At 67.5% G+C, this 13,128-nt stretch carries 9 protein-coding genes; 4 read left to right on the forward strand and 5 right to left on the reverse strand.

Features of this window, described 5'->3' with window-relative positions:
• The first annotated feature begins 25 nt into the window (after positions 1–25).
• Positions 26–1,708 (forward strand): DNA repair helicase XPB, encoded by a 1,683-nt coding sequence (locus ABD287_RS00195; protein WP_344166537.1) that lies wholly within the window; start codon positions 26–28, stop codon positions 1,706–1,708.
• A gap of 17 nt (positions 1,709–1,725) precedes the next feature.
• Here ABD287_RS00195 and ABD287_RS00200 read toward each other — a convergent pair whose 3' ends face one another.
• From ABD287_RS00200 to ligD (ABD287_RS00215), 4 genes are all read right to left on the reverse strand, one after another.
• Positions 1,726–2,367 (reverse strand): DUF4360 domain-containing protein, encoded by a 642-nt coding sequence (locus ABD287_RS00200; protein ID WP_344166539.1) that lies wholly within the window; start codon positions 2,365–2,367, stop codon positions 1,726–1,728.
• A 390-nt stretch (positions 2,368–2,757) separates the two neighbouring features.
• Positions 2,758–5,877, reverse strand: a complete 3,120-nt coding sequence (locus ABD287_RS00205; protein ID WP_344166541.1) for a TIR domain-containing protein — start codon at positions 5,875–5,877, stop codon at positions 2,758–2,760.
• 56 nt (positions 5,878–5,933) lie between these two features.
• Positions 5,934–6,830: a non-homologous end-joining DNA ligase gene (ligD, locus tag ABD287_RS00210; protein ID WP_344166543.1), complete on the reverse strand. Its 897-nt coding sequence runs from the start codon at positions 6,828–6,830 to the stop codon at positions 5,934–5,936.
• Entirely contained in the window at positions 6,827–7,786 is a 960-nt protein-coding gene (ligD, locus tag ABD287_RS00215; RefSeq protein ID WP_344166544.1) for a non-homologous end-joining DNA ligase, read from the reverse strand. The genes ligD (ABD287_RS00210) and ligD (ABD287_RS00215) overlap by 4 nt, the downstream gene beginning before the upstream one ends.
• Positions 7,787–7,830: 44 nt before the next feature.
• Between ligD (ABD287_RS00215) and ku the strand changes: the two genes are divergently transcribed.
• Positions 7,831–8,820, forward strand: a complete 990-nt coding sequence (gene ku, locus ABD287_RS00220; RefSeq protein ID WP_344166546.1) for a non-homologous end joining protein Ku — start codon at positions 7,831–7,833, stop codon at positions 8,818–8,820.
• Between the two features lie 7 nt (positions 8,821–8,827).
• On the opposite strand, the gene ABD287_RS00225 is transcribed toward ku, so the two are convergent.
• Positions 8,828–10,441, reverse strand: a complete 1,614-nt coding sequence (locus tag ABD287_RS00225) for an MDR family MFS transporter (protein WP_344166548.1) — start codon at positions 10,439–10,441, stop codon at positions 8,828–8,830.
• A 96-nt stretch (positions 10,442–10,537) separates the two neighbouring features.
• On the opposite strand from ABD287_RS00225, the gene ABD287_RS00230 reads away from it, so the two are divergent.
• Together ABD287_RS00230 and ABD287_RS00235 are read left to right on the forward strand one after the other, a co-directional pair.
• Positions 10,538–11,827: an MFS transporter gene (locus tag ABD287_RS00230; RefSeq protein ID WP_344166550.1), complete on the forward strand. Its 1,290-nt coding sequence runs from the start codon at positions 10,538–10,540 to the stop codon at positions 11,825–11,827.
• Positions 11,828–11,955: 128 nt separating this feature from the next.
• On the forward strand, positions 11,956–13,101 hold the full coding sequence (locus ABD287_RS00235) for a DNA cytosine methyltransferase (protein ID WP_344166552.1): 1,146 nt from the start codon (positions 11,956–11,958) through the stop codon (positions 13,099–13,101).
• The last annotated feature ends 27 nt before the right edge of the window (positions 13,102–13,128 follow it).

The raw sequence follows: 13,128 nt of genomic DNA on the forward strand, positions 1-13,128 counted from the left end.
CCCCGCGGACGGAAGGCATGCTCAGGTGACCGGTGGACCGCTGATCGTCCAGTCTGACAAGACGCTGCTGCTGGAGGTCGACCACGTCGACGCCCAGGCGTGCCGGATGGCGATCGCCCCGTTCGCGGAGCTGGAACGTTCCCCCGAGCACGTCCACACCTACCGACTGACCCCGCTCGGGTTGTGGAACGCCCGCGCCGCCGGCCACGACGCCGAGAGCGTCGTCGATTCGTTGCTGCGGTTCTCCAGGTACCCGGTCCCGCACGGCCTGCTCGTCGATGTCGCCGAGACGATGGACCGCTACGGCCGGCTGACCCTGGCCAACGACCCCGCCCACGGCCTCGTTCTGCACGGCAAGGACCGGGCGGTCCTGGTGGAGGTGACCCGCTCCAAGAAGCTCGCCGGGATGCTCGGGGCCTGGGTCGACGCCGACACGATCATGGTGCATGGCTCGGAGCGCGGCCGGCTCAAGCAGGCGCTGCTCAAGGTCGGCTGGCCTGCCGAGGACCTGGCCGGCTATGTCGACGGCGAGTCCCACCCGATCGACCTCGCTGAGCACGGCGGCGAGCACGGCTGGCGCCTACGCGCCTACCAGCGGGAGGCCGTGGAGCACTTCTGGGCGGGCGGCTCCGGCGTCGTCGTGCTGCCCTGCGGGGCGGGCAAGACCCTCGTCGGCGCGGCCGCGATGGCCGTGGTGAAAGCCACCACGCTCATCCTGGTCACCAACACGGTCGCCGGCCGGCAGTGGAAACGGGAGCTCATCGAACGCACCACGCTCACCGAGGACGAGATCGGCGAGTACTCCGGCGAACGCAAAGAGATCCGGCCGGTCACCATCGCCACATACCAGGTGCTCACCGCCCGTCGCGGCGGGGTCTTCACCCACCTGGATCTGTTCGGCGCCCGCGACTGGGGCCTGGTCATCTACGACGAGGTACACCTGCTGCCCGCCCCGATCTTCCGCTTCACCGCCGACCTACAGGCCCGGCGCCGGCTCGGCCTCACCGCCACCCTGGTCCGCGAGGACGGCCGCGAAGGCGACGTCTTCTCGCTCATCGGCCCGAAACGCTACGACGCCCCGTGGAAGGACGTCGAGGCGCAGGGCTGGATCGCCCCCGCCGTCTGCACCGAGGTGCGGGTGACCCTCACTGACGCCGAACGGATGTCCTACGCCACCGCTGAAACCGAGGACCGCTACCGGCTGGCCGCCACCGCCCGCACCAAACTGCCCGTGGTGAAAGCGCTCGTGGACCGACACGCGGGCGACCAGATCCTGGTCATCGGCGCGTACCTCAACCAGCTGGAAACGCTCGGCGAGTACCTCAACGCCCCGGTCCTCCAAGGGTCGACCACGAACAAGGAACGCGAACGGCTGTTCGACGCGTTCCGGGCCGGCGAGATCGCTACCCTGGTTATCTCCCGGGTGGGCAACTTCTCGATCGACCTGCCGGAGGCGGCGGTGGCGATCCAGGTTTCGGGGACGTTCGGCTCCCGGCAGGAGGAGGCGCAGCGCCTCGGCCGGGTGCTGCGGCCCAAGGCCGACGGACGGCAGGCGCACTTCTACAGCGTGGTGGCCCGGGACACGATCGACGTGGAGTACGCGGCGCACCGGCAGCGGTTCCTGGCCGAGCAGGGGTACGCGTACACGATCGTCGACGCCGACGACGTGATCGGCCCACCCCTGCCCGCCCCGGATTCCGTTGACTAAGCAGCCGGGTAGGTGGGCTACTTCTTGCTACAGGTCCGGGTCTTCAGTTCGAGCTTGATATCAGCTTCGGTCGTGTCGAGAGCCATGTAGCCCACGCCGTCCTTGGAACTTCCCGGCTTGTGCGACAGCGCGATCGAGGATTGAAGGATGAGTTTCTTATTCAAGCCACAAGGGGTCCAGTAGTCCTCTCGTGGGAGCACGTTGGTTACGAGGTCGGCGTAGCCGGCATCGTAACTTTCGGTCTTTTCGTGAATGCGCAGGTCCGGTCGTCCTTGCTCGCCAGGGTAGTAGTACTTGGTGTGCAGAGTGCCGGTCATTCCGCTCCCGACGTCTGCGTATCCACTCTGGACAATCTGCCGCACTGCATACTGGGTACCCTTGGCCGCCCGCAACCTCACACTAATTTCACACGACTTTGGCTTGTCCGCGACAGCAGGTTCCAGCCGAACTTCGTACGCGTCATAAATGACCGTCATCGTCTTGTCGCCATTAGAAAGATTGGACTGAGCAGTCCCCTTCTCGCAGCCAGTCCCCTTAAAACTGACCCCCTCAATCACGGATTCCTTTTGGAGTGGAGCCGCGTTGGCGACGGCAGCGGTGCCCAACATGGCTATGGCACCGGCCGCAGCAACGAGAACCTTGATACGCAGGTAACCCATGTCGATGTCCCCTCGGTTCACTAAATACTTGCTTTAGTACCACAAAAATTCATCCAGGTAAATCGATCGGCTGGCCGCAGTCGGCGATATGTCGTCGAGGCCACTTAGCCGCGGCAGACCTCCTGGTATGAGAAGTTTCGGGGTGTATCGCACCTATTAGTTGCCGTCAAGGCCGCCTCCCGGCAAAGTCGCGCATCCCGCCGCCGGGTATCGCTGTGCGCAAGGGGCCTGAGTGTCCCAGAGCAGGGGGCGCGGGCCACCTCAAGACGGATTGTCATTCGGTCGAATATGACTTATCGGGCGCGCCGAGCCGGCTTTGCCGGAGCCTTGGCCCCGACCTGCCACTACGAAGGTAATGCAGCTCAATAGCGGCCAGATCTGCCGACACCGTCACCCGCCACACGTCGGGCGGTACGGAAACTCAGGGACAAAACGTCTCCATTCAGCAGCTGTAAGTCCACGGCCAACGCTGGTACAGGCGTGCATAGCCGGGTCAGCCCGGAGTTTGTTCAGCTCTGCATAATCCCAGAGGGTGATAGATCCTGAATCCGAGGGACCATAGAATCCGCCGGCAACCAACACGTTCCGGTCCGCGCCAAATGCCATGTAGTAAGTCTGGAGATCGCTGCGCTTGAGAGCGACCAGCTGTGTTGGCTTTCCCCGATCGGTCACATCCCAAATCACCATTGCGCGGCCGACGGTTCCTGTTGCCAAAGTCTGCCCGTCCTGATTGAAGGCTAGCGCTCCAACCCAATCGCTATAGCCAGTCAGACTCGCGACCGGAGTGGGGCTAGTCGGATTCGTCAAATCCCACATCACAACGGTGCGATCGGAAGTCGCCACAGCTACGGTGCGGCCATCTGGACTGAAGGCCATCGATCTTACCCAGTCGTTGTGCTTAAACCTGGCTACCCGAATTGGAACGGAAATATTGCTGATGTTCCACAGTTCGGTCCAAAGGCCGTAGCTGGCCGCCACGGTTTGTCCATTCGCGTTAAACGCCAGGTAGTTAGGTGTTCTGAGAGCTGAGAGGGTGGCAACGCGATATGGACGAGCCTGGTCTGTGAGATCCCAGAATATGACTCCCATTTTACCGGGAATCGCCATTCTGCCTCCGTCTTTACTGAAGGCAATCGCCTCAGTTACGGGCTTATCGGTGGGAAATATCCGCCGCCGATCGCGCCGCACGGGATTTGCTATGTCCCAGAATGTCACACCGCCATCTTGATCAGCCGTGGTCAATGAACGCCCGCTCTGGTGGTACGCCGCTGCGATCAACGGTTTGCCGCCATGAGCGAGCTCAGCGCGCGTAGCTGGAACGCCACGAAAATCCGAAACGTTCCAGAGAGTAAGTGGTTCCCTGTACCCTCCGGTGATCAGAGTCCGGCCATCCGAGCTGAAGTTAGCACGCTGGATAATGCCAACTTTGCGACCCATGGAAAGTATTACGGGATCTGCCGAGTTCACGAGATCCCACAACGCTACCGTCCCGTCGTCGTCGCCCGCTGCAAGCAGGTTTCCGTCTGGACTAAAGGCAATCGCGGCAATCCACCCAGAGAGGCTGCCTGTCAAATCCGCCTGCCGTTTAGGGAGAGCACGGTTCGTGACATCCCAAAGCGTCACGGCGCCCCTGCCATTTGCAGTGGCCAGAGCACTGCCGTTCGCGTTGAAAGAAGCCTGGGAAGACTTCTCACTTAGTTGATAGAGACGAATCGGCCGACTCGGTTCGCGGACGTCCCACAAAGTAACGTCTTCAGACCTACCGATAGAAGCTATAGTGCGCCCGTCCGGGCTGAAGACTATAGTCTCCGCCCCTGAGGGTCCGGCCGGCAGAGGTGGAAGTTGCCTTGGTTGGGCTCTGTCGGTCAGGTCCCAGAACATTACTCTCCCACGCCAGCTCACGGTAGCCACGAAACGCCCGTCCGGACTGAAAGTCGTATGAGCTATCTGGTCATCACCTGAAGACCGAGCCAGCGGGGCCAGCCTGATGGGAAGAAGGGGGTTGGATGTATCCCATAGGAGAACCCCGCCTTCTCGGATGACGGCAAGCGTTCGTCCGTCCGGACTGATGTCCAAGGAATCAGGCGTACTATATCCACAGCCCCCGTCAAATGTGGTCAGTGGCGTAGGCATCTGTAGGTGTTTTAGAGTCGATAAAGACACAGACCCGTTCTGATTACAGGTCACCATAATGTTATTGGCGGCGGTGCCAGCCATTAAGGCGTCGTCGACTGTTCCGATATAGTGGGTCGATGTCATGAGGCTGACAAGTTCAGCACCCGCTTGGATATCGCCTGCTTGGATATCGCGGGCGGCGAGGCCAATCATCAAGGCAGTCCTCGGGTCTGATCCGATAATCGCCTTGGCCTCGCTCGTCAGCCGGCGCCCGATGGCGAGCCGCTGCTGGCGATCTGCGTTCGCTTTCTGCCGCCCTGCCTCCACAGCGGCCTTCTTGGCCAACTGTTGCTGCTCCTCGGCGATCTTCTGCTGACGCGCTGCTTCCCTGGCCGCCTTGTCGGCCAACTGTTGCTGATCTCGCGCCCGAGCAGCGGACCAGGCTGCGAACTGCTCCTGTCGCCGCGCGTTGGCTTCCTGCCGGGCCGCCTCCGCCGACGCGCGCTTGGCCAACTCACGCTGCTGCAGCGCGAGCCGCTGCTCCCGTTGGGTCTGCGCCGCGGCATCACTCGCCCGGGATTCCTGCTGGTTGGCGTTGCTTTGCTGGCGCTGAGCCTCCTGCGCGAACCGCTCAGTGTTCGCTCGCTGCTCCGACGCCAGTTCCTCCTGCCTGCGCGTCTCTTGCATCGCGGCGGTCGCCCGCTCGCCGTTGCGTGCCGCCAGCAGCCCCGCCAGCGACGCCACGAACCCGAGCACCAGCAGCGCTGTGACCCCCACCGACCGGAGCCGACGCATCCGCCGGTGCTGCCGAACGTCCTCGCCTGCAAGCTCGTCCTTGCTCACCCCGTGCATGGGCGCGGCGAGCTGAGCGATGGCATCCCGGAACCGGGGATGCCGAAGGCTCAGATGCTGCTCTTTGCGCGTCCATCTCAAATCCAGGAACAGCGGCTCCTCGGTGAACACCCCGCGTAAGGCAGCCGGCACGGCGGTGGAGTCGTCGGTGAAGTCGCCGCGCGTCTCGTCCCACTCCCAGTGGCCGTCGGTGACGACCGGGAGAATCCGGTCGGCCGATTTAGTGGTCGTCCAGTGCTCGATCTCTCGGTTCACCCACACCGAGTTGGCTGCTGCCGGCGATGCCAACAAGACGAAATAGTGGGATTTATCCAGTGCATCCTGAATGGATGACCACAGGCCGGGCGTCACCGCCAGTCCGGTCTGATCCCGAAAGATCCATAGCGCCCGGCGTCGATGCCACGGCTTCGCCAACCGGTGCAGACCTCGCTGGATCATCGGCGCAAGTCGCCCGTCAGCCGCATGACTGTACGAAATAAACCCGTTGAAGGACATTGACCACGGCCCCCGCAGTTCGGCACAGTCGGACGACCGATTGTCCATGCACGAGCCCAGTGAAGGAAACCGGGCTTCGGGCGGAGACCAGAATCGCAAAGGCCCTACAGGCGCGGCCCAGGACGCAGCAGCGGGGACCACAGATCTCCCTGGTCGGCGACCCGGGCCAGAACTTCGTCGGGCCGCAGTTGCCGGGCGGCACCGCCGGACCAGGCCGCCGCCGCCACCTCGTCCCACGTCAGCGGCGCCGACGCGGTGGGAGTGGCTCCGGCCCGCAGCGAGTACGGCGTCACCGTCGTCTTGGCGGCGTTGTTCTGGCTCCAGTCCAGGAACACCTTCCCGGGGCGGTGCCGCCTCGCCATCACCGCGGTCACCTTGGCCGGGTGGCGCTTGGCGAGCAGTTCGGCCAGTTGACGCACATACCCGGAGACCACGTCGGCGCCCTGTTCGCCGGAGATCGCGCAGGACATCTGCATGCCTTTCTTCCCGGATGTCTTCGGCAGCGGGTCGAGCCCGTCGGCGACGAGCAGGTCCCGCGCCCACAACGCCACCTCGCAGCATTCCACCAGGCCGGCGGGCGGGCCGGGGTCCAGGTCGATGACCAGCAGGTCCGGGTCGTGGCCAACCCGCCACTGAGGAGTGTGCAGTTCGATGGCGGCCAGGTTCGCCAGCCAGACGAGGGTGGGCAGGTCGTCGGCGACGATGTAGTCGAGGGTGGTGGCGCCCTTGGTGGAGCCGGGCGCGGGCAGGGTTTCGGTCCGCACCCAGTCGGGGGTGGCGGTGGGGGCGTTCTTCTCGAAGAACGAGGGCGCTTCGACGCCGTTCGGGTACCGGATGCGGGTCACCGGCCGGTCCCGCAGGTGCGGCAGCATGACCTCGGCGATGTGCGTGTAGTAACTGATCACCTCGCCCTTAGTGAAGCCGACGGCCGGATACAGAACCTTGTCGAGGTTCGACAGCTCCAGCTCGCGGCCGTCGACGGTGACCTTGATCCGGCTCATGCCGTCTCCTCCGGCTCTACGACTGCCGCCGCCGGGACGTCGGGGCGGATCCGCAGGAACGACGGGAAGCGGAGGCGTCCGTCCGGAGTGAGCTGGCCGTACCGGACCTCGACGACGACCTCCGGCCGCACCCAGACCGCCCCGGCGGCGACGTCCCGGGGCACGTCGGCGAACGGGTCGGTCGGAGCGAGTAGCGGTTCCAGAGCGGTGAGCAGCGCCCGTTCGGCGGCCGCGCTGATGCCGCCCCCGACCCGGCCCCGGTACCGGAGACCCCCCGCGGTCGGGACGCCGACGAGCAGGCCGCCGATGGCGCGGGCGCCCGGCCGCCAGCCGCCGACGACCAGGTCCGCCGACCGGACGAACTTCACTTTCACCCAGTCCCGGGTGCGCTGGCCGGGGCGGTAGGCGGCGGTGACGCGCTTGGCCATGACGCCTTCGAGGTCATGCTCTCGGGCGGCGGCCAGGGTCGCCGGGCCGTCGGTGAACACCGGCGGCACCACCCAGTTGGGTCCGCCGAGGCGCAGTTGTTCGAGGCGGGCGCGTCGCCGATGCCAGGGCTGGCCGGTGGCGTCGGCGTCGGCGTCGGCGTCGGCGTCGTGAAGAAGGTCGAAGATCATGTACGTGACCGGGCTGCCGGCCGCGAGCGCCGCCGCCCTGGCCCGGTCGCGGACGTGCATGCGTTCGCCCAGCGCGACGAAGGACGGCCGGCCGGCGGCGTCCAGGAGGACGATCTCCCCGTCGAGGACGGTGCCGGGTTCCAGCTGCCCGGCCAGGGGTAGCACCTCCGGGTAGGCGGCGGTGATCTCCGCGCCGGTGCGGGCGAACAGCCGCAGCCCGTCGGCGGCGCGCGAGGCGATCGCGCGCACGCCATCCCATTTGAACTCGTACGCCCAGTCCGGGCCGGTCGGCAGCGGGCCGGAGCTAGCCAGCATCGGCCGAACCGGCATCCCAGACATTCTGCCCATGCTAGACATCGGTTGACGGGTGAGGAGTGCGAAGCATGCGGGCGATCTGGAAAGGCGCCGTCTCGTTCGGGCTGGTCTCGATCGGGGTGAAGCTGTACTCCGCCACCGAGGAAAAGGACATCCGGTTCCATCAGGTGCACCGCGGCGACGGCGGCCGCATCCGGTACAAGCGGACCTGCGAGGTGTGCGGGGAGGTCGTCACGTACGACGACATCGCCAAGGGCTACGACCTGGGCGGCGGCGAGATCGTCGTGCTCACCGACGACGACTTCGCCGAGCTGCCCCTCACCACCTCCCGCGCCATCGACGTCCTGGAGTTCGTGCCGGCCGCCCAGATCGACCCGATCCTGTACGCCAAGGCGTACTACCTGGAACCGGACAAGGTCGGCGCCAAACCGTACGTGCTGCTGCGGGACGCGCTCGCCGGCTCCGAACGGGTGGCGATCGTCAAGGTGGCGCTGCGGCAGCGCGAACAACTCGCCACCCTGCGGGTCCGCGACGACGTGCTGGTCCTCAACACGATGCTGTGGCCCGACGAGATCCGCGCCCCGTCATTCGGCTTCCTCGACGAGGATCTTCCGGTGCGCCCGCAGGAGGTGGCGATGGCCAACTCGCTCATCGAGTCGATGGTCGGCGACTTCCAACCCGACGAGTTCACCGACGACTACCGGACGGCGCTCCAGGAGGTCATCGACGCGAAGGTCGCCGGTCGGGAGGTCGTCGCCCCGGCTGAGCCGGAGGGCGCCCCGGCGCCGGCGATCGACCTCATGGCGGCACTGAAGGCGTCGGTGGAACGGGCCAAGGCCGCGCGCGGCGAGGACGGCCCGGCGGCGTCACGACGACGGACGCCGAAGAAGACCACCGGCGCGGCCAAGTCGACGGCCCAGCTTCGGGTCGCCGACCCACCCGTTGAGAAGCCCGCTGTGGAGCCCACAGAGACGCTTGGCGACAAACCGGCTAAGGCCGACAAGCCAGCCAAGACCAAGACCCAGAAGCCGGCCAAACGGACCCGAAAGACCGCCTGACCGACGCTCACAGCATCGTCTGGGACTGGGCCTCCATGTCAGCGGCGGCCTCGTCCGGCGACTCCTTCACCAGCGACGGGCCGCGCAGCACCTCGTCGGGCATGAGAAGCGTGACCACGAAGGCGATGACCGCGAGCAGGCCGGTGACGGTGAAGACGGTCTGTAGCGAATCGACGAAGGCGAACTGGACCGCCTCCCTGATCGGGGCCGGCAACTCCAGCACCCGGGCCGGCTCGTTGATCGAGAAGTCGCTGGCGTCGAACTGCGCCGCCAACTCCGGCGGGACCTGCGCCAACGCGGCCGTCAGCCGGGTACCGATACTGCGCCCCAGCTCGGCGGCGAGCACCGCGCCGAGGATCGCCACGCCGAACGAGCCGCCCATGGACCGGAAGAACGTCGCCGACGAGGTGGCCGCGCCAAGATCCCGCGACTCGACGGAGTTCTGCACACCCAGGATCAGCGCCTGCATGCACAGTCCCATCCCGACGCCGACGATCACCATGTAGACGAACGCCACCCCCATCGAGCTGGACACCTCCAGCCGGGAGAACAGCAACAGCCCGGTGACGAGCACGACGCTGCCGGCGACCGGGAACCACTTGTACCGGCCGATCCGGCTCATCGCCCGACCGGCCAGCAGCGAGGTGATGATGATGCCGGCCATCATCGGCAGCATGAGCATGCCGCTGCGGGTCGGCGAGGCGCCCTTGACGATCTGCAGGTACAGCGGAATGAAGATGATCGAGCCGAACATGACCAGGCCGAAGACGAAACCGGCGATGTTGGCCAGCGTGAAGGTGCGGTTGCGGAACAGGTACAGCGGCAGGATCGGCTCCGCGACCCGACGCTCCTGCCAGATGAACAGCGCCGCCAGCGCCGCCCCCGCGCCGAACAGGCCGACGATCACCGGGGAGCCCCACGGGTGCTCGTTGCCGCCCCACGACAGCGCCAGCAGGATGCTGCTCACCCCGGCCACCAGCACGGCCGCGCCCAGCCAGTCGATCGAGTGCGGCCGCCGCTGGAACGGGATCAGCCGCATGACGTGGTAGCAGACGACGATCGCCAGGATGCCCAGCGGCAGGTTGATGAAGAAGATCCAACGCCAGTTGTGCTCGGCGAAGTAGCCGCCGATGAGCGGCCCGGCTACTGACGACAGACCGAACACCGCCCCGAAGACGCCCTGGTAGCGGGCGCGCTCGCGCGGTGACACCACGTCCGAGATGATCGTGAAGGCCAGGGTCATCAGGCCGCCGGCGCCGACGCCCTGGATGCCCCGGGTGACGATGAGCTGGGTCATGTCCTGCGCCAGACCGGCCAGCAGCGACCCGATCAGGAACGTCACGATCGCGAACAGGAACACCGGGCGACGCCCGTACAGGTCGGAGATCTTGCCGTAGAGCGGCGTCGAGGCCGTCGAGGCCAGCAGGTACGCGGTGACCACCCACGAGTAGTGGTTGAGGCCGCCGAGCACCCCGACGATGGTCGGCAGCGCGGTGCCGACGATCGTCTGGTCGAGGGCGGCCAGCAACATGCCGGTCATCAGCCCGCCCATGAGCATCTTGAGCTGCCGGGGCGTCAGTGCGGCGCCGGACGGCGTTGCCAACGGATCGACAGTGTTCATGCCACTCCCCTCGCCGCGACGTCCATGGGCCACGGCCACGGGCGCTGGCGGGATTCGACTCGACGCCGGGAGACTCGTCCGGCAGCATCACCGTACGTGACATCTCAACGGCGCCGGCGGCTGACCCTGGACCTCGCCCCGCTGCGGACCTCCCGTGAGTTCCGGCTGCTGTTCGGCGCCTCGTCCATCTCCGGCCTGGGATCGTTCATCACCTATGTGACGGTTCCCTACCAGGTCGCGCGGATCACGGACGACCCGCTGATGGTGGGCCTGCTGGGGCTGACCGAGCTGGCTCCGTTGCTGCTCATGGCGTTCGTGGGCGGCGCCCTCGCCGACTACCTCGACCGGCGGTTGCTGGTCGTCGGGGGCGAACTGGCGCTCACCGCGCTCACCGGCGTCCTGCTGGTCAACGCGATCTCCGACACCCCGCACCTGTGGCTGCTGTACGTGGTCGCCGGTCTCACCGCCGCCGTCGACGGCCTGCAACGACCGGCGATGGAGGGCCTCACCCCACGGGTGGTGACCCCCGAGCAGATCCCGGCCAGCAGCGCGCTGAACTCCCTACGGATGCAGATCGCCAGCCTGGCCGGCCCCGGCATCGCCGGTCTGCTCATCGCCGGCGCCGACCTGGTCTGGGTGTACGCGATCGACCTGGCCACCTTCGCCGTCTCGCTGCTGCTGCTCCTGCTCATGCGGGCGGTCCCGCCACCGCCGGACGCCGAGCGCCCGTCGCTGCGAGCGGTGGTCATCGGGCTGCGGTACGCCGGCAGTCGGCCGGAGCTGCTCGGTTCGTACCTGGTCGATATCAACGCCATGTTCTGGGGGATGCCATCCGCGCTGTACCCGTTCCTGGCCGACAAGATGGGCGGGCCGAAAGTGCTCGGGCTGCTCTACGCCGCGCCGGCGATCGGCTCGCTGCTGGCCACCCTCACCTCGGGCTGGACCGGGCGGGTGCGCCGGCACGGGCTCATGGTCCTGCTCGCCGCCGGCGGCTGGGGCGTCGGCATCATCGGCGCGGGGCTGACCGAGCTGCTCTGGGTCACCGTCGCCTGCCTCGCCTTCGCCGGCGCCGCCGACATGGTCTCCGGGCTCTTCCGTATGACCATCTGGAACCAGACGATCCCCGACCACCTGCGCGGCCGGCTCGCCGGCATCGAAATGATCTCCTACACGACCGGCCCGCTGCTCGGTCACACCCGCGCCGGTCTCATGGCCAAGTGGACGGGCGTCAGCGGCTCGATCGTCGCCGGCGGGGTGCTCTGCGTCGCCGGGACGGCCGCCCTGGCGTTGGCGCTGCCCCGGTTCCGCCGCTACGACGGCCGCGACGGCCTGGCCCGCAAGGAGGCCGAGGAAGCCGCCTGGGCGGCGCGGACGTCCGATCCCTGAAACGTCCGGGCGGGCCGTTGCGCAGCCCACCGCACCGTCGGGTCAGGCGTGCCGCGCGTCCGGGGCGGTCGGCGTCGGAGGTCACCGTTAGGCTGGCCAGACGGCGAGAGCGGGTCGAGGGAGAGAACGTGGCACAGGCACCGACCAGCGGCGCGGCGCGCCCGACGCCGATCCGCACCGCTGAGTTCTTCGCCGGCATCGGACTGGTCCGGGCGGCGCTGGAGCCGCTGGGGGTCGAGGTCGCCTGGGCCAACGACATCGAACGGGCCAAGCGCGACGCGTACGCCGCCAACCACAGCGCCGACCACTTCGACCTGCGGGACGTGCGCCAGGTCACGGCCGCCGATCTGCCCCCCGGCATCGAGCTGGCCACCAGCAGCTTCCCCTGCGTCGACCTTTCCCTTGCCGGCAACCGGCTCGGCCTCGGCGGCGCCCAGTCCGGCATGTTCTGGGAGTTCGCCCGCGTCCTCGACGAGCTGGGCGGGGCGGCCCCCCGGGTAGTGCTGCTGGAGAACGTCCACGGCTTCGCCACCAGCCACGGCGGCCGGGACCTCGCCGAGGCGCTCGCCCGGCTCAACCAGCTCGGATACTCCAGCGATGTGCTGGCGATCGACGCACGCCACTTCGTGCCACAGTCCCGGCCCCGGATGTTCATCGTGGGCGTCCGCGGCGACCTGCCCAAGGGCGCCGACGTGGGCGTCCCCCCGGTCAGCGACGCCCGTCCCGAGTGGGTCGTCAGGGTCCACGAACGGCACCAGCGCCTGCGGATGCACCACCTACGCCTGCCTGACCTGCCAACCGGGCCCGCTGATCTCACCAGCGTCGTCGAACGCCTCCCGGCCGACCACCCGGCCTGGTGGGGGCCGGAGCGGGTGACCGCGTTCGAGGCCTCGCTCAGCGAGCTGCAGACCGAGCGTCTCGCCGGCCTACGCTACGACACGACGCCGCGTTGGCGGACCGCCTACCGGCGCACCCGCGGCGGCGTCGCCACCTGGGAGCTGCGCCGCGACGCCATCGCAGGCTGCCTGCGCACCACCGGCGGCGGATCCAGCAAACAGGCGCTCGTCGAGACCGGGCGCGGCGAGCTGCGCATCCGGTGGATGACACCGTTGGAGTACGCCCGGCTGATGGGCGCCGGGGAGTACCAGCTCAGGGCCGGCACCCCGAACCAGGCGCTGTTCGGCTTCGGCGACGCGGTCGTGGTGGACGTCGTCCGGTGGATCGGCGAGCATTACCTGGTGCCGACGCTGCGGCCCGAGCCGACGGCGGCCTGACGGCGGCCCGCGGCCCGGGCCGACGCC

This window comes from Pilimelia columellifera subsp. columellifera, from assembly GCF_039532605.1.
Taxonomy (GTDB): Bacteria; Actinomycetota; Actinomycetes; order Mycobacteriales; family Micromonosporaceae; genus Pilimelia; species Pilimelia columellifera.